General features: G+C 63.2%; 17 protein-coding genes. 11 read left to right on the top strand and 6 right to left on the bottom strand.

The genetic code is table 11. The annotated features are described in order from the left end of the window. Window positions 1–67: 67 nt before the first annotated feature. Together NG898_RS18810 and NG898_RS18805 are read right to left on the bottom strand one after the other, a co-directional pair. Entirely contained in the window at window positions 68–2737 is a 2670-nt protein-coding gene (locus NG898_RS18810; RefSeq protein WP_252693854.1) for a putative bifunctional diguanylate cyclase/phosphodiesterase, read from the bottom strand. A gap of 139 nt (window positions 2738–2876) precedes the next feature. After that, window positions 2877–3236 carry a hypothetical protein gene (locus NG898_RS18805; protein WP_252693853.1) on the bottom strand — a complete coding sequence of 120 codons (360 nt, stop codon included), beginning with the start codon at window positions 3234–3236 and terminating at the stop codon, window positions 2877–2879. Between the two features lie 461 nt (window positions 3237–3697). Here NG898_RS18805 and NG898_RS18800 point away from each other — a divergent pair, with 461 nt between their 5' ends. The 3 genes from NG898_RS18800 to NG898_RS18790 all read left to right on the top strand — a co-directional run bounded on the left by NG898_RS18800 (window position 3698) and on the right by NG898_RS18790 (window position 6149). Next, complete coding sequence (locus NG898_RS18800) at window positions 3698–3988, top strand: H-NS histone family protein (protein WP_252693852.1); 291 nt, start codon at window positions 3698–3700, stop codon at window positions 3986–3988. Between the two features lie 110 nt (window positions 3989–4098). Further along, the gene (locus tag NG898_RS18795) at window positions 4099–4827 is read left to right on the top strand and encodes a GntR family transcriptional regulator (protein ID WP_252693851.1); all 729 of its coding nucleotides are present in this window, start codon (window positions 4099–4101) and stop codon (window positions 4825–4827) included. Between the two features lie 260 nt (window positions 4828–5087). Then, window positions 5088–6149, top strand: coding sequence for a porin (locus tag NG898_RS18790; protein ID WP_252693850.1), 1062 nt, complete (start codon window positions 5088–5090; stop codon window positions 6147–6149). Between the two features lie 125 nt (window positions 6150–6274). Here NG898_RS18790 and NG898_RS18785 read toward each other — a convergent pair whose 3' ends face one another. The 4 genes from NG898_RS18785 to flgA form a co-directional block, all read right to left on the bottom strand. Beyond that, window positions 6275–6991, bottom strand: a complete 717-nt coding sequence (locus NG898_RS18785; RefSeq protein WP_252693849.1) for a LuxR C-terminal-related transcriptional regulator — start codon at window positions 6989–6991, stop codon at window positions 6275–6277. Window positions 6992–7451: 460 nt separating this feature from the next. Then, window positions 7452–7913, bottom strand: a complete 462-nt coding sequence (locus NG898_RS18780; RefSeq protein ID WP_004631399.1) for a flagella synthesis protein FlgN — start codon at window positions 7911–7913, stop codon at window positions 7452–7454. Between the two features lie 132 nt (window positions 7914–8045). After that, window positions 8046–8366, bottom strand: a complete 321-nt coding sequence (gene flgM, locus NG898_RS18775) for a flagellar biosynthesis anti-sigma factor FlgM (protein ID WP_092971051.1) — start codon at window positions 8364–8366, stop codon at window positions 8046–8048. 122 nt (window positions 8367–8488) lie between these two features. After that, window positions 8489–9346, bottom strand: coding sequence for a flagellar basal body P-ring formation chaperone FlgA (gene flgA / locus NG898_RS18770; RefSeq protein ID WP_252693848.1), 858 nt, complete (start codon window positions 9344–9346; stop codon window positions 8489–8491). A 434-nt stretch (window positions 9347–9780) separates the two neighbouring features. On the opposite strand from flgA, the gene flgB reads away from it, so the two are divergent. From flgB to NG898_RS18730, 8 genes are all read left to right on the top strand, one after another. Next, complete coding sequence (flgB, locus tag NG898_RS18765; RefSeq protein ID WP_024977565.1) at window positions 9781–10236, top strand: flagellar basal body rod protein FlgB; 456 nt, start codon at window positions 9781–9783, stop codon at window positions 10234–10236. Window positions 10237–10425: 189 nt separating this feature from the next. Further along, on the top strand, window positions 10426–10833 hold the full coding sequence (gene flgC / locus NG898_RS18760; RefSeq protein ID WP_004631403.1) for a flagellar basal body rod protein FlgC: 408 nt from the start codon (window positions 10426–10428) through the stop codon (window positions 10831–10833). Between the two features lie 28 nt (window positions 10834–10861). Then, window positions 10862–11518, top strand: a complete 657-nt coding sequence (locus tag NG898_RS18755) for a flagellar hook assembly protein FlgD (protein ID WP_252693847.1) — start codon at window positions 10862–10864, stop codon at window positions 11516–11518. Between the two features lie 54 nt (window positions 11519–11572). Then, window positions 11573–12781 (top strand): flagellar hook protein FlgE, encoded by a 1209-nt coding sequence (flgE, locus tag NG898_RS18750; RefSeq protein ID WP_252693846.1) that lies wholly within the window; start codon window positions 11573–11575, stop codon window positions 12779–12781. 45 nt (window positions 12782–12826) lie between these two features. Beyond that, window positions 12827–13564: a flagellar basal-body rod protein FlgF gene (gene flgF, locus NG898_RS18745; RefSeq protein WP_024977569.1), complete on the top strand. Its 738-nt coding sequence runs from the start codon at window positions 12827–12829 to the stop codon at window positions 13562–13564. Window positions 13565–13604: 40 nt separating this feature from the next. Continuing rightward, on the top strand, window positions 13605–14387 hold the full coding sequence (gene flgG / locus NG898_RS18740) for a flagellar basal-body rod protein FlgG (RefSeq protein WP_009240010.1): 783 nt from the start codon (window positions 13605–13607) through the stop codon (window positions 14385–14387). A 32-nt stretch (window positions 14388–14419) separates the two neighbouring features. After that, entirely contained in the window at window positions 14420–15172 is a 753-nt protein-coding gene (locus NG898_RS18735; protein WP_252693845.1) for a flagellar basal body L-ring protein FlgH, read from the top strand. A 10-nt stretch (window positions 15173–15182) separates the two neighbouring features. Next, a complete protein-coding gene (locus NG898_RS18730; protein ID WP_252693844.1) occupies window positions 15183–16316 on the top strand; it encodes a flagellar basal body P-ring protein FlgI in 1134 nt (377 codons plus the stop codon). Window positions 16317–16327: the final 11 nt, after the last annotated feature.

Here is a 16327-nt window from a genome sequence, read left to right as displayed (position 1 = left end):
TTTCGGTTCGACCTCAGCGTCGACCTAAAAGAAACGGACCCGAGGTTAAACCTTTGGGTCCGTTTTTTTATGCCTGTGCGCGGCTTCGACTGCGCAGCAAATCTTCCAGCGCCGACACTTCCAGCGGCCGCCCAAACAGGAAGCCTTGCACCTCGTCGCATGCATGTGCAGACAAGAAAGCCGATTGCTCCGGGGTCTCCACACCCTCGGCCGTGACCGTCATGTTCAGTGCGCGGGCCATCGCGATGATGGTCTTGGTGAGTGCCACGCAGTCGGCCACCCCGGGTACGCCGCTGATGAACGATCGATCGATCTTGATGTTGTGGATCGGCAAGCTGCGCAGGTATGACAGCGACGAGAAACCGATGCCGAAATCATCGAGCGAAATGCGCACGCCCCGTGCGGCCAGGCTCATCAGCAAACGCTGCGTCGATTGTCGGTCGGCCAGCAGCACGCTTTCCGTCAATTCAAGCTCCAGCCGGCCCGGCGCCATGCCCGAGGCCTTGAGTGCCTCGTCGACGTCGCGCTCGATCACGCCGGCATCGCACTGCCGTGCGGACACATTCACCGCCATACGCCCCGTGAAGCCGAATTTGCGCGCCCATGCCTCGCCCTGCGCGCAGGCTTGCATGAGCGCCCAGCGGCCAAGTTCGAGGATGTAGCCCGACTCTTCCGCCACGTCGATGAACTCGGTGGGCGACACCGCGCCCAGCTCGGGGTCGGACCATCGCATCAGCGCCTCGACCGCCACCAGTTCGCCCGAGTCCAGCGCGTATTTGGGTTGATACACCAGCCGCACTTGACCGCGCCCGAGCGCACGCCGCATGCGCTCGTTGAGTGTGAAGCGGCGCAGCATCTGTGTTTCCAGCGTGCGCGAATACCGGGTGATGCGGTTGCGGCCGTTTTCCTTGGCGCGGTACATGGCGGCTTCAGCATGGCTGACCAGCGAAGCCGCATCGGCGCCATCTTCCGGGTAGGCCGCTACGCCAATGCTGGCTGACAGATGCACCTCGCGCTCGCCGCCGGTAAAGGGCCGGGCCAGCGCGTCGAGCACCTGTTGCGCGAGTGTGTCGGCGGCGCTCGGATCATCGATGGCCACGCAGAACTGATCGCCGCCCAGGCGGGCCAGCAACGCGCGCTGGCCCGTCTGGCTGCGGATGCGCTGCGCCGCCATGTTGAGCACCTGGTTGCCCACGTGGTGCCCCATCGCCTCGTTCACGGTTTTGAAGTGGTCGAGCCCGATATACAGCAACGCGGATTCGCCCGTGGACGGCAGCGTCAGCCGCGCATCGAGCCGCTCGATGAACGCCGCCCGATTGGGCAGGCCCGTGAGCGAATCTTTGGTCTCCAGCAGACGAAGTTGCTCGTAAGCGGAGCGCTCGGCCGTGATGTCGGTAAAGATGACCAGCACCGCGTGGGGGGAAGCGCTGTCCGGTGAGAACATCGGCAACACCGATTCACGCAGCCACACGATCTGCCCATTGCCGGCCGGCACACCCACAACGACGTTGCTGATCGCGCGCCCCGTGCGGGCGGCCAGCGTGGAGGGCCATGCGGCGCGCGGCAGGATGGCGCCGTCTTCGCCCAGCATCATGTCGTTCAGTGCCACACGGGGGCGGCCTTTCCATGGCGCGCCCGACATGCGCAGGATCTCGGCCGCGCTGCGGTTGTACGACAGCACGCGGCCATCGGTGGACAGCGTCAGCACGCCCTCGCTCAAATGATTGACGACCAGCCGGTACTGATCGCGCAGCTCGCGGGCCTGGCGATATTCATTCTCCAGGCGCAGCAGCTTGACCAACGCGGCGATGTAGCGGCCGCACTCCACGCGCAACGTTGAGTCGTCGGGCGGGTTGGCAGTTGGGAAGAAGAGGCAGAGCAGATCATCGGCGACGGCCATGCCGCCATGCTGGGCCGGGATGCGGCACAGCCATGTCGGCTGCGCGGTATCCAACACGCGGACGACCGCTTCGCGCAAAGCTGCGGGCGCATTGGTTTCGCGAATCAGTTCGATGGGCGCCAGCTCATTGAGCAGAGGTGCAATGCGGGCCAGTTCGATATCGAACTCACTCTGTGGTGCGGTGGGCAGGCGCGCCGCGTGATCGTCGCGCAATGCCAACTTGGCCCGGGCACGCTGCGTGCCATAGAGCCTCGCGCGCCCGGAGATGACGCGCACCACCACGCACAGCGCCGAGGGCAAGGCCGCTTCCAGCGCCCGCAGCGCGGCATGCAACCGCTCGCCCAGCGAGGCGGCGGACGGCAGCGTGGAAAGCAGATGATCGAGATGCTCATGCGGCAGCGCTGCACCAATGGCCTCGGCGCTCAGCACGCGCTCGCCGGCCTTGCCCGGCAGTTGCGCATCGAGCGGCAGCGGCAATCCGTGCACGACAACCTGCTGCGCCGGCAGCCCGTCAAAGCGGGTAGGCGTGACCGTCAGCCGAACGCTGACCACCTCGTTGGAATCGCCTGCGGAAAGGGCTGAGACAAGTTGTGCTGGCGATATGGCCCCAGCATCGGGCTGGCTTACATCGGCGTCTTCGCCGGTATGCGTCTCCAGCCACGTGGGCACGTCCTGGAAGAAGCGCGAGAAGGGCTCGCCGAGCAGTTGATCGGCCGACAACGCCCGCACCATGCAGACGCCCGCCGCATTGGCAAAGACGATGCGGCCTTCGAGCACCACATAGAGCGGAACCGGAAGGCTCTGCGCCGACAACGGGTAGGAAATTTCGTCTGGCATCCCGCGCTCCAACCTGAGGTATCGCCCGTCCTCTCTCATTAAGCGTGGACTTCGGAGGCGCGCAATAAGAACGCACCGTCTACCGGAAGTCGGGGGCAGTGCTGTTCATGATGCGCAAAACTCGTGCGCGGCGCAAAGTCTAGTTTGTGGTCGATACAACACATTCCGGATTCGCTTTGTCGGCCCCGCTGTTGTTCTTATGGGTTGCGGGTTTCAAAACGGCTTGCTGCGGCTGGGCGGAGGGCGCTGGTCCTATTTCAGTATCCGCGTCATTTCTACCTTGCTGCGTGGCGAAATGCTGATCGATCCAGCAATGCGTCAGTGCCAACCCGATTGCACACATCAAAACGCATGTTCCCATTGTCAGGATGAAATAAGCGCTGATCCGTTCGACTGAACGTTCGGGAAAGAAAAAGGTCGCGGCGGCAAAGAGGATGCCTGCCAGTACGCCAACAAACAAAGGCAGATAGTAAAAACGACGCGGCAAGGGCGTATTCATTGTTGTCTCGTCCAACTGCAACCATGAGGGTGGTGCTTTGAATCGATTTACTGACAAACCCGAATGGGCATGCCATGGCGGATCCAATCGCGTTGCATGGCAGACGCGCACGGTGCGGCCTGCGTATGAGTTGATATTGCGTTTGCTGTGCTGCTGCGGATTGCTGCTTGCGGCAAAAGCCGGAATTGCGGGACCCGGCTGCGCTTGCTATGGTGGTGGCACTGAAATGCAACGCGATACCAGCCTGCGGCTTTGCATGATCGCGTACGCTAATCCGATGCGTCAATCCGGTTTTCCGGTTGAAACTGAGCATCCGGTGTGCCACGAGTTGATTCCTTGCTGAGTGCAGCCGTTTGAAGGGGCACGATCAAAAACGTTGAAATTTGATTTCAGTTATGAATACAATTGATCTAATATCTGATCCACACCAGACTTCACACCAGAATTTATTGGGAGCGCATATGGCGTCATACAAGGAATTGATTGCACAAAAGGCCAAACTGGAAGAGCAGATCGAAACTGCGCGCGCCAAGGAACTGGAAGCGGTTATCCAGCAAGTGCGCCAGACGGTTGCTGAATATGGCCTGACGGCTGAAGACCTGGGCTTGGCTCAGCGTCGCGGCCGCCGTGCCGGTGCGAAGGCGCCGGTGCCGGCCAAGTACCGTGACCCGAAGACGGGCGCAACGTGGTCCGGCCGCGGCCGTGCTCCGGCCTGGATCGGCAAGCACCGCGATAAGTTCCTGATCGCCTGATCTGCCAGGCCCTGCCTGACGCGCGCGCAAGCGTGCAACGCAAATGGCCCACCTGCCCGGTGGGCCATTTGCGTTGCTGCGCGTGATGAGCGTTCCTGTATAACGACGGCATGACGCCTCGCCTGCCCAAATACCTTGAACTGGCCGACCGTATTCGGCTCGACATCCTGCATGGAGCTCTGCCGGCGGGCAGCATCGCTCCCAGCGAGAACGAAGTCGCCCAGCGCTACGGCGTATCGCGCTTGACGGCGCGCCGCACGCTGAATGAGCTGGCGGCGCGCGGGCTGCTCAAGCGCTCGCGGGGGCAGCGCAGCGTGGTGCTCGATCGCGTGGGGCCGCATCGGCCGGTGCTGTACGCGCCGGGCCAGTCCGACGCCGCGCTGGAATACATGCCGGGCGCCGTCTATACGGTCAGTGCATTTCGGCTGGAGGCGGCCGACGAGACCGTGGCTGCCGCGCTTGACCTGGCGGTGGGCGCGCAGGTGGCGTTTGTCGAGCGCCGCGCCCAGGTGGATGGGCAGCCCATCATGCTGCTGCGTACGTGGCTCACGTCCCGGCTTGCGGCGATGCTCGAGGCGCGCGACTTTGAAGACCGCCTGTTCGTGCAGGTCTTTCAGCGCGCCAACCTGACCATCGCGCGCTCTCGCGAGGCCCCGCTGGCCTGTGTGGCCGATGCTCACCAGGCCGCGCAGCTCGGCGTGGAAGCCGGCGTGCCGCTGGTCCGTGTGCGTCGTATCGGCTACAGCGTGGCTGATGTGCCGATCTCCCTCACGTACTGCGACTTTTCCCCCGAGCGCTACACGCGCGAAGTTGACATCCGCGTGCTCCAAAACGACTGAAAGCGCACTGCGCCAGACCGGTGCAGAAACGGCGCCACACACCCCGCGATGGGGACTTGTTCGCCTAAAGTATTCAAGCTAGTCTGCGCCCCTTCCCCAGAAAACATATTTATTTGTGAAGCGACGCTTTGCCGACAGCGTATTGGCACGGCAGTTGCATTCATGGCGCCATCTCAGCGGCGGCGGGTTGAGCCACCTGCCGCCCCAATGCTGATTCAGTCGATTCAACACACCGGAACCACAAGAGGGAGAAATCAATAATGCAACTCAAGCGACGTTTTTCGCTGGCCGTGCTGGCCGCCGCCGCAGGCCTGACCGCAGGCGCGGCGCAGGCCCAGTCGTCTGTGACGCTGTATGGCCAGGTGGATGCCTGGGCGGGCGCCACCAAGAACCTGGGCCAGGACCGCGCCTGGGGTGTCAACTCGGGCGGCATGTCGACGTCGTACTGGGGCATGAAGGGCAGCGAAGATCTGGGCAACGGCCTGAAGGCGATCTTCACGCTGGAAGCGTTCTTCCGCCCAGATACGGGCAAGTCCGGCCGCTTTGATGGCGACCACTTCTTCGCACGTAATTCGTTTGTCGGTCTGCAGTCGAACAGCTGGGGCTCGATCAAGCTCGGTCGTAACACCCCGCCGTACTTCGTTTCGACGATCCTGTTTAACCCGTTCATCGATTCGTACACGTTCTCGCCGATGGTGTTCCACACCTACCTCGGCAACGGCCGTACGGGCGCCGCAGGTATCTCGGGCCTGGTGGGGGATTCGGGCTGGGACAACTCGATCATGTATTCCACGCCGGACATGGGCGGCCTGACGGCTAACCTGATCTACGGCGCGGGCGAGCAAGCCGGCCACAACGGTCAGAACAAGTGGGGCGGCAGCCTGCTGTACTTCCGTGGCAATTTTGCAGCCACGGCGGCGTTCCAGCAGGTGCGTTACGACGGCGCCCCTGGCGACCTGAACAGCTTGGTGGCCGGCTTCGCGCGCCAGACGGCGGGGCAGCTGGGTGCCACGTATGACTTTGGCGTGGTCAAGCTGTACGGCCAATATCAGTACATCAAGAACACGATCAGCACCGGCGACGCCAAGAGCAACGGCGGTCAGCTGGGTGTGTCGATTCCGGTGGGCCCGGGCAGCGTTCTGGCGTCGTACGCGTACACGAAGACTTCGGGTGCGGCTGACGTGAAGCGCAACACCTGGGCAGTTGGCTACGACTATTCGTTGTCCAAGCGCACCGATGTATATGCGGCGTACTTCCGCGACAAGGTGTCGGACCTGTCGACGGCCGACACCTTCGGTGTAGGCATCCGCGCAAAGTTCTAAGCCTTTCGCGTTCTGCTTTTCCTTGTCACCGCCCGCGTCTCGACACCGCGGGCGGGCATTTACAACGGCGTCCGGATTCCGGGCGCCGTTTTTTGTTATGCGGAAAAGCCGAAAGGGCGGCTGCGTCAGCCCGTGCGCGCCAGGCGCAACGGCGGGGAGGACGGCGCTGAGGCCTCGGTCCCAATGTTCGACTGATTCAGCAGCATGGCGCCGCGTTGCGTGGCAACGAAGACGGCCTCGGTACGGCTGCGCACTTCCAGCCGGCGATACAGCGCGTTGATATGCGCCTTGGTTGTCGCCTCGGAAATACTCAGCATGCGGCTGATGGTTTTGACCGGATGCCCGCGCGAAAGCAAGACGAGAATCTCATATTGACGCTGCGTCAGACCGAGCAATGCGCCATCGTCATTACCGTTGGCAGAACCTGCCGCAATGGCTTCAGGCCGTGTCAGCACGATCGACGCCGGCACATAACGGCCGCCGGCGAGTACCAATTCCAATGCCGCTGCAATCAATTTGCCGGAATAGCTTTTCAGCAGATAGGCCGAGACATTCAATTGCATCAGCGTCCGCACGTGCGCAGCGGAATCGGTTTCGCCCAATACGGCGACATGCCGGGGATGCGGCTGTTGCAACAGCCGGGAGAGGGCTGGCAGATCGTCGATGCCGGGTAAGGGCAAGCCGATCAGGGCCAGTTCGGCGTCCGCATGCGCCGCGAGGTTTTCAAAGAGAGCTTCGTCTGGCTCGACGCTGACCACTTCTGTGATGGCCGGCAAGGATTGCAACACATGGGTCGCGCCGGCACGCACCAAAGGGTGTGCCTCCACTACGATTGATTTCACTGCGCCGCCTGTCTGGTTATGGTTTGTTTGCCCATTTCCGGAATCAGCTTGTTGCCGCGTCTATTTGAACCCAGCAGGTCCAAAATCAATATGGCCGTGCTTGTGGAAATGCTTCTGGCGTGCGGTCTCGGTATATTTCCCCGTTCAACCGGCAGTCACCGCAATGCGGTGCCGCCGGGCCGAAACCTTGGCACGCCATTTCAGGCGCAAATTCCTTCCGGTTTTTCTTGTTTATGTCGCCAGGCGCGGAGGATTAACTCCGCCAAAATCGCAGAATAAATCCCCAGCATGCTTGTTGCACCCATCAATGGGATGTAAACCTTTTTGTTTACCCCGATCGGTGGTGTGCTAGACCCCCCTATAGATAGCAGGATCAGGCAGCAGCAGCTAGCCCCACTTCACGCCCATTGACGTGAGCGTAAAGCGTGGCTTTTGTACCCAAAAAACGTGTTGTGGTGGCTTATTGCGCGACGACCGAGAAGCGTGGCATCGACAGCGGTTGCTTGCCGTCGCGGCCATAGGGTGTGCCGCCGCCGTTGTTGGCAGCATGCAGGACGGACAGCGCGTTCTGCGTGGCGCGCAGGCGCAGGTCGATCAGGGTGCCGTTGTCGATGTTGCGCTGGCGCAGCAGGCGGGCCAGGGCCAGGTTCTCGTCGAACAGGCGGCTGGCGGTTTCATCGGTACGCAGGTATTTGACCAGCCCGTACGGATCAGCGCCGCCGTGCTGAGCCCACCACAGGCGGCGGTCGCGGTCGGCCTCGCCAAGGGCGGCGAGCTGTTTCTGCTTGGTCTGGGTGATGCGCTCAAGCTCGACCATGTCGCCATCGCGCAACGCCTGCGCTTCGGCATCCAGGGTGAGGGTGGCTGCGCGCAGCAGTTCCTGCTCGTCGGCAAGGGTGCGGATCAGCAGTGTGTTGTCCATGTGACTACCTTCGGCTTGGGAGCTTGGGCAGCCGCCGGCCGGCACGCCGCCCCGCCGCGATCAGTCCGGAGTCGAAAACTCTCGGACCGGCGGCGTCAGAAAATGCAGGGGACGGACGACGGGAATGCCCCGTCAGACCTTCTTGGATCGCGTGGAGAGCAGCGATTGCGCGTCGGAAAGCGCCGCATCGGCGATCTTGCCGGCGTCCATCTTGAGCGTGCCGTTCTGAATGGCACTGCGGATCTGCTCGACGCGCGCGGCGTCGAAGTCGCCGCTGCCCACTTGGCGCGAGACTTGTTGGACCGACAGCGACGGCGCATCGCCGGTGTGGCGCGTAGTGCCCGAAGCCGTCGTAGCGGCCGGGGACGAGCCGGTCGCGCGCGTCGACCCGGACGCAGCGTCCTTGGTCGGCGCAACGGCCGGCGTGTTGTTCACGATATGGTTGATTTTCACGGGTGTCTCCGAAGAGCGCGTTCATCCTAACACCCATATCGGCCAACCCCGGCCCAAACTTTAGCGGCGGGTAACGATAACGCATCACAGTGTGAAAGTGATCTATCGCTATCAATTTGGTATCAAAACTGGATCGCCACGACGCCGGCGGACTGCGCGATACCGGAGACGACATTGCCGTTGGCAGTGCGCACCTGCGCCACTTGGCCCACGGCAGCCTGGTTCATGGCTCGGCCGTCGCTGCTGACCTGGAAGCCGCCGCCCTCGGCGATGAGCTTGACAGTCTGGCCGGCCTGCACGGCAACCGGCAGGCGCAGGCTTTCGGCGCGCAGCGGCTGGTTGGCGGCCACGCTTGTGAGCAGTACACGCCCCACCACATCGGCCGGCTGCTGCACGACCGAGGCTGGCAGCATCGAGAGATCGCCCGTGCGGGCTTCCAGATCCCCCATATCAAGCGTCTTGCCCGGCGGAAGCTGGTGCGAGGCGACGTAATACGTCCCCGTAATCTGAATCGTGGCCGGTACCCAGGCCGCCCAGGCGTGCGGCGAGCGGCAGCGCACGCCCACTTGTATACGGCCGCGCAGACGGTTGGCCGCCGGCAGCATCAGGTCGATCTGGTCGCAGGGCTGATTGGCCACGCGGGCATCTACCGGGCCGACTTCCACCGACGCACGTGGCGTTCCCGTCTCATTCGTGCCGCCCAGGATGTCCAGTTGCGACTGCAGTTGCTGCTGAATCTGCATCTGGATGGCGTTCGGGCCCTGGATGGTGGTGGGCTGCGCGGGCTGTTGCACGGCTTGGGCCGGCGGATAGCCGACGCGCACCATGCCCTGTGCGTGCGCCAGGATCGGGTGCGCGATGCTCGCCAGCAGGCCCAGCGCCAGGATCAACAACAGCTGGCGCTTGCGCCCAGCCAGCGGCATGGCCGTGGCGGCAGGTCGGTTCTGGTGGTGCGCGCTGCGTGCAAACCGCGTGGACATGGAGAGCCCCTTCATCAAAAGTCCGGTGAAGTTTAGCCACGCGTGCGCGAACGCCAAATGCGGAAATGTCGGCCAATCCCCCCCTTATTCGGACGAATGGTCTTGCACACCGGCCCCTAGACTTTGCAACGTGGTGAAGTCCCTGGCGTTGTGCGGTTCCTGGCCGTACAGCCTGCCCCGGTAGACGGCTAGGTTGCCCATTCTTCGGCCAGATATCGGAATCGCAGACAGGTCTTTTCCACTGAGGTTGCATGACGGCAACTCAGCATGACAAGCGGTTCAGCGGTTTTGGAGACGGCATCGGCGGTTTTGAAGGGGCCGCTGATGCCGAGTTCTCCGGCCGAAGGGAACGTGCAACACGCAAACGCAATACAGAACGCAACCCAGGCGGGTGGCAGCAGTAACCAGGGCGCCACGCGCAAGGAATGACAGACATGGTCGACAAGCTGGATCAGTTGTTCGGTTTTCAGGAGCAGGCGCTGCACCTGCGCTCGCAGCGCCACCAGATTCTGGCCTCGAACATCGCCAACGCCGATACGCCCAACTACAAGGCGCGCGACTTCGATTTTCAGTCGGCGCTGCAGAAGGCGGTCGGCCAGCAAAGCGGTAACAGCCTGCCGATGACGGCAACGGCCTCAGGCCATCTGACAGTGGATGGCGCACCGGCCGGCGATGTGTCGCTGATGCAAGCGTCGCTGTCGCAGCAGACCAAGGCGCTGCAGGGCGAAGTGCAATACCGCACGTCGCAGCAGCCGTCCATCGATGGCAACACGGTCGACATGGATGGCGAGCGCATGCGCTTTGCCGACAACACCGTGCGCTACGAGGCCGATCTGAGCATCGTGACGCAGAAGATCAAGTCGATGCTGGCGGCGATTCAGAACAGCTAGCGCGACGTAGCAAGAGCAGCAGACAGGCATTAAGACGACCGCGCTGCAATCACGCGCGGCGAAAGAGGGGCGGGAACTGTGTGGCGCTCCGGGCCGGGAAAGATCGGTCCGGAGCAAGCCGCCATACAGAACAACCGGATCGGTTCGGCAGCAATGCCGGCAACAGTGTTTGAAGACATCGGAATCAACATGTCGCTATTCAAGGTGATGGATGTAGCTGGCAGCGCGCTCACCGCGCAGTCCAAGCGCATGAACGTGGTCGCCTCCAACCTGGCCAACGCCGAAAGCGTGACGGGCCCGGACGGCAAGGCATACCGCGCCAAGCAGGTGGTGTTCTCGCCCGCGCAGGAGTCTGACGACTACGCCACCGGCGTGTCGGTCGACCGCGTGGTGGAAGACACCGTCACCCCCATGAAGCGCATGCACCAGCCAGGCAACCCGCTGGCCGATGCCGACGGCTACGTGACCATGCCGAACGTCGATGTGGTGGACGAAATGGTCAACATGATTTCTGCGTCGCGCTCGTACCAGGCCAACGTGGAAGTCGCCAACACCACCAAGACGATGGCCTCCAAGGCTCTGACCCTGGGCCAGTAAGCGGCTCCATTCTCAGCGAGACACCAACATGACCGTCAGCTCAACCACCAGCACCACCGGCGCCTCGAGCACGACCTCGGGCAACCAGCTTGCCATCACGAGCGGCAACGACCTGCAGAACACGTTCATGCAACTGCTCGTGGCACAGTTGAAGAACCAGGATCCGCTCAACCCGATGGACAACTCGCAGATGACCTCGCAGCTTGCGCAGATCAACACTGTGAACGGCATTCAGCAGTTGAACACCACGATGTCGAGCATGCTCACGCAGAACGCGACAACGCAGGCGTCGTCGATGATCGGCCGCACCGTGCAGGTGCCGACCAACAACCTGACGCTGGCTTCGGGCGCTGCCAACTTCGGCGTCTCGGTGCCCAACGGCGCCGACGATGTCGTCGTCACGATCACGAACGCTGCGGGCGTGGCTGTGCGCACCGTCGACCTCGGCCAGATGGCGGCCGGCAGTGGCAACTACACGTGGAACGGCAAAGACGACAAGGGCAACCAGCTCGCCGACGGTGCCTACTCCATCAAGGTGTCGGCCACGCAGGGTGGAAAAGTCGTCACGGCCAACGCGCTGGGCATCGACAAGGTGGCCGGCGTCACGATCAACAACGGCACGATGCAACTGGCGTTGGCGTCTGGCGGAACCGCCAGGTTGTCCGACGTTGCATCGATTCAGTAATCACCGGTCAACTGCGGGCAGACCCCGCGCTTTTATCTTCTACGGGAGAACACTATGGGATTCCAGCAAGGCCTGAGCGGTCTCGACGCCGCCTCTGCAAACCTCGACGTGATCGGCAGCAACGTGGCAAACGCCAACACTGTCGGCTACAAGAAATCGACCGCCGAGTTTGGCGACGTGTACGCACGCTCGCTCGTGGGTGCGTCCGACAACCAGATCGGCCAGGGCGTGAGCGTGACCAAGGTGTCGCAGTCGTTCACGCAGGGCAACGTGACCAACACCGGCAACCCGCTGGATATCGCCATCAACGGCACGGGCTTCTACCGCATGGTCGACCCGTCCAGCGGCCAGGTGTCGTACACGCGTAACGGCCAGTTCCAGACCGACAAGAACGGTTTCATCATCTCGGCCACCGGCCAGAACCTGACCGGCTACGGCGTGGATTCCACCGGCAAGGTCAACACCGCCGTGCTGACCAACCTGAAGATTCCCGTCAACGACCTGGCGCCGCTGGCGACCACCAACACCGCGTTCGGCGTGAACCTGGATGCTGCCGCCACGGCGCCGACCACCACGCCGTTCTCGGCCACCAACTCGGCCACGTTCAACCACTCCGTTTCGGAACAGGTGTACGACGGTACGGGCACGGCCCACATGCTGACCAACTACTACGTGCGCACCGCCGCGGGCTGGGATGTGTACTCGCAAGTTGACGGCAACAACCCGACCGGCGGCAACCCGGTGACATCGCTGACGTTCAACAGCAGCGGCCAGCTGACTTCCACGCCGAGCAAGATCGCCACGGCCTTCGCCGGCATGAGCATCGCCAGCATGGATTTCACGGGCACCACGCAGTACGGCGGCGGCTATAACGACACGGCCCCGGGCGTGACGCAAGACGGTTACGCCACCGGTCGCCTGGCCAGCTACGCGGTCGGTACCGATGGCACCGTCACCGCGCGCTACTCGAACGGCCGCACGTCGACGCTGGGCCAGGTTGCCATGGCCAACTTCAAGTCGCCCGAAGGTCTGCAGAACATCGGCGGCAACCAGTGGGTGGAAACGTCCAACTCGGGCGCCCCCAACCTGGGCACGCCGGGCATGGGTTCGTTCGGCCTGCTGCAGTCGTCGGCGGTGGAGCAATCCAACGTGGACCTGTCTGCCGAGCTGGTCAACATGATCATTGCCCAGCGCTCGTATCAAGCCAACGCGCAGACCATCAAGACGCAGGACACCATCCTGCAGACCCTGGTGACGATGTAATCGTCGTTGCCCGAAGCTGACTGACCGCACACCAAGGACACTCGCATGGACCGCTCGATCTACGTGTCGATGACTGGCGTAAAGCACCTGTTCGATCAACAGGCTGCCAGCGCCAACAACCTCGCCAACGCCAGCACCACCGGCTTCAAGGCGCAGATCGACGCGTTCCATACGGTGGGTGTGCAAGGCGATGGCTCGCCCACGCGCAGCTACGTGATGGCCTCGGCCATCGGTACGGACCTCGCGCCCGGCCCGATCGAGACCACCGGCCGCAGCTTGGATGTGGCCATCGACGGGCAAGGCTTCTTTGCCGTGCAGACGCCCGATGGCGGCGAGGCTTACACCCGCGCCGGTACGTTCCAGCTCGGTCCTGACGGCACGATCCAGACGCTCTCCGGCCAGCCGGTGCTGGGCGATGGCGGCCCGATCACGCTGCCGCCCGACACCACGGTGCAGTTTGCCAAGGACGGTACGGTCAACGCGATCAGCGCCGACAGCCGTACGCCGCCCGTGTCGCTGGGCCGTCTGAAGCTGGTGAGCATCGACCCGTCGAACATCGACCGCGGCGCCGATGGCCTGTTCCGCCAGCGCGACGGTCAGGATGCCGACGTGGATGAAAAAGTTCGTGTGACCGGCGGGGCGCTGGAAGGCAGCAACGTCAACCTGACCGACTCGCTGGTCAACATGATCGAAATCTCGCGCCAACTGGAAATGCAGATGAAGTCGCTGCACACGAGCGATACGAACGCCCAGTCGGCCAATGAACTGCTGCGCCACGCCTGAGCGGCCGGCGCATTGAATTGAATCAACCAAGGACTCGAACATGATTCGCTCCCTGTGGATTTCCAAAACCGGGATGGACGCCCAGCAATCGCAGCTGGATGTCATCTCGAACAACCTGGCGAACGTCAACACGACGGGCTTCAAGCGCTCGCGCGCCGTGTTCGAAGACTTGCTGTATCAGAACGTGCGCGAGCCGGGTGCGCAGTCGTCGCAACAGACCACGCTGCCTTCGGGCATGCAGATCGGTACCGGTACGCGCATCGTCGCCACCGAGCGTCTGCACACGCAGGGCAACCTGCAGCAGACCGGCAATTCGACCGACGTGGCCATCAACGGCAACGGCTTCTTCCAGGTGCAGATGCCCGACGGCACGCTGGCCTATACGCGTGACGGCAGCTTCCAGATCAACGCGCAGGGCCAGCTTGTGACCTCGAGCGGTTACCCGGTCCAGCCGGCCGTGACGGTGCCGCAGAACGCCACCAGCCTGACCATCGGCAAGGACGGCGTTGTGACGGTCACCACGCCGGGCACGGTCAACAACACGCAGGTGGGCACGTTCCAGCTGGCCAACTTCATCAACCCGGCCGGCCTGCGCAGCATGGGCGAAAACCTGTACGCCGAAACCGAAGCGTCGGGCACGGCCAACCTGGCCAACCCGGGCTCGAACGGCGTGGGCGCGCTCAATCAGAACTACGTTGAAACGTCGAACGTGAACGTGGTGGAAGAAATGGTCAACATGATCCAGACGCAGCGTGCGTATGAGATCAACAGCAAGTCGGTCCAGACGTCGGACCAGATGCTGGAGAAGCTGTCTCAGCTTTGAGCTGACGGCGCAGTTTTTGAGGATGTAGTGCGATGCATACCCCCCCGGTTTACTCGCTCCAGAATGGCAAGCACAGCGGCCGCGCTGTGTCTGCTGTTCGAGTCGTTCAATTGGTCGTGCTTGGCACGGCCGCCTTGCTCGCTACGGCGTGCGGCATGCTGCCGCCGCCGGCCCCGATCGTGCAAGGTCCGACAACCGCGCGCCCACCGATGCCGGTGATGGCGCCGCGCCAGAACGGGGCGATCTACCAGGAAGTGGCATCGGGCAGCGGCGGTTTCCGCGGCATGTTTGAAGACCGCCGCGCCCACATGGTGGGCGACACAATCACCATCGTGATCACCGAGAACACGGCGGCCAGCAAGCAGACCTCCGGCAGCGTCAACCGCTCGGGCAGCATGAGCGCTTCGGTGCCGACATTCGCCGGCATGAACCCGGGCGTGCTGTCTTTGCTGGGTGTGTCGGCCAGCGACGCCAACAAGTTCGACAGCAAGGGCGCCAACGGTGCGCAAAACAACTTCACGGCCACGATTACCGTGACCGTGGTGGAAGTCCTGGGCAACGGCAACCTGGTGGTGAGCGGCGAGAAGCAGATGGCCGTGGGCCAGGGCACCGAGTCGATCAAGTTCTCCGGCGTGGTCAACCCGACCACCGTCAACAATCAAAACACCGTGTTGTCTACCCAGGTGGCGGACGCACGTATGGAATACCGAGGCACGGGCTATGTGGCCGAAGCCCAGCAGATGGGCTGGCTGTCGCGGTTCTTCCTGACCGTGTCACCGTTCTAAGGGATCTGCCATGACTTTGCATCGAACGAGGTTGTATCGAACCCTTGGCGCGGCCCTGGTGGCACTGAGCGCAATTTCGGCGGTTGTTCCGACAACGGCACACGCGGATCGCATCAAGGATCTGACCACCGTTGCCGGCGTGCGCGACAACGCGCTGATCGGCTACGGCCTTGTCGTCGGCCTGGACGGCAGCGGTGACCAGACCACGCAAACCCCGTTCACGGTCCAGAGCTTCAACAACATGCTCACGCAGTTCGGCATCAATGTGCCGGCCGGCGCGAGCATCCAGCTCAAGAACACCGCCGCCGTGGTGGTGACGGCCACGTTGCCCGCTTTCGTGCGGCCGGGTCAGACCATCGACGTGACGGTGTCGTCCATCGGTAACGCCAAGAGCCTGCGTGGCGGCACGCTGCTGCTCACGCCGCTCAAGGGCGTGGACGGCCAGCTCTACGCATTGGCACAAGGCAACGTGGTGATTGGCGGCGCAGGCGCATCGGCCAATGGCAGCAAGGTGCAGATCAACCAGCTCGGCGCCGGCCGTATCGCCAATGGCGCGACGGTGGAGCGTGCCGTGCAGGCCACGGTGGGCGAGGCGGGCAGTATCCAGCTCGATACCGGCACGACAGATTTCGGCACCGTGCAGAACATCGTCACCGCCATCAACAAGCAGTTCGGTACGGACACGGCGCAAGCCGCGGACGGCCGCACGATCAACGTGCGCGCACCGGCCCTGGCGTCGGACCGCGTCGGCTTTCTGGCCAAGCTGCAGAACATTGACGTGACGCCGGCGCTGGCTGCCGCACGTGTGGTGATCAACGCCCGCACGGGCTCGGTGGTCATGAACCAGCTCGTCAAGCTCGAGCCCTGCGCGGTGGCGCACGGCAGCCTGTCGGTCACCATCAGCACAGATCCGGTCGTGAGCCAGCCGGCGCCGTTCTCGCAAGGGCAGACGGTGGCGGGCGCGCGCTCGAACATCGAGGTCAAGCAGCAAGGCGGCAGCCTCATCAACGTGAAGGGCGGCACCAACCTGGCGGACGTGGTCAAGGCCATCAACGCGATTGGCGCCAATCCGCAAGACCTGATCTCGATCCTGCAGGCGATGAAGGCGGCCAACGCGCTGCGCGCCGATCTGGAAATCATCTGACGCTGGAGAGG

It is taken from the genome of Ralstonia mojiangensis, assembly GCF_023955645.1.
Lineage (GTDB): Bacteria > Pseudomonadota > Gammaproteobacteria > Burkholderiales > Burkholderiaceae > Ralstonia > Ralstonia mojiangensis.
Note: the sequence above shows the minus strand (reverse complement) of the source record. Positions and strands in the feature narration are given on the sequence as shown.

Excerpts from the sequence above, each read along its gene's own strand:
- NG898_RS18810 (WP_252693854.1), bottom strand. The coding sequence starts at position 2,737 with ATGCCAGACGAAATTTCCTACCCGTTGTCGGCGCAGAGCCTTCCGGTT.
- NG898_RS18805 (WP_252693853.1), bottom strand. The coding sequence starts at position 3,236 with ATGAATACGCCCTTGCCGCGTCGTTTTTACTATCTGCCTTTGTTTGTT.
- NG898_RS18800 (WP_252693852.1), top strand. The coding sequence starts at position 3,698 with ATGGCGTCATACAAGGAATTGATTGCACAAAAGGCCAAACTGGAAGAG.
- NG898_RS18795 (WP_252693851.1), top strand. The coding sequence starts at position 4,099 with ATGACGCCTCGCCTGCCCAAATACCTTGAACTGGCCGACCGTATTCGG.
- NG898_RS18790 (WP_252693850.1), top strand. The coding sequence starts at position 5,088 with ATGCAACTCAAGCGACGTTTTTCGCTGGCCGTGCTGGCCGCCGCCGCA.
- NG898_RS18780 (WP_004631399.1), bottom strand. The coding sequence starts at position 7,913 with ATGGACAACACACTGCTGATCCGCACCCTTGCCGACGAGCAGGAACTG.
- flgA (WP_252693848.1), bottom strand. The coding sequence starts at position 9,346 with ATGTCCACGCGGTTTGCACGCAGCGCGCACCACCAGAACCGACCTGCC.
- flgB (WP_024977565.1), top strand. The coding sequence starts at position 9,781 with ATGGTCGACAAGCTGGATCAGTTGTTCGGTTTTCAGGAGCAGGCGCTG.
- flgC (WP_004631403.1), top strand. The coding sequence starts at position 10,426 with ATGTCGCTATTCAAGGTGATGGATGTAGCTGGCAGCGCGCTCACCGCG.
- NG898_RS18755 (WP_252693847.1), top strand. The coding sequence starts at position 10,862 with ATGACCGTCAGCTCAACCACCAGCACCACCGGCGCCTCGAGCACGACC.
- flgE (WP_252693846.1), top strand. The coding sequence starts at position 11,573 with ATGGGATTCCAGCAAGGCCTGAGCGGTCTCGACGCCGCCTCTGCAAAC.
- flgF (WP_024977569.1), top strand. The coding sequence starts at position 12,827 with ATGGACCGCTCGATCTACGTGTCGATGACTGGCGTAAAGCACCTGTTC.
- flgG (WP_009240010.1), top strand. The coding sequence starts at position 13,605 with ATGATTCGCTCCCTGTGGATTTCCAAAACCGGGATGGACGCCCAGCAA.
- NG898_RS18735 (WP_252693845.1), top strand. The coding sequence starts at position 14,420 with ATGCATACCCCCCCGGTTTACTCGCTCCAGAATGGCAAGCACAGCGGC.
- NG898_RS18730 (WP_252693844.1), top strand. The coding sequence starts at position 15,183 with ATGACTTTGCATCGAACGAGGTTGTATCGAACCCTTGGCGCGGCCCTG.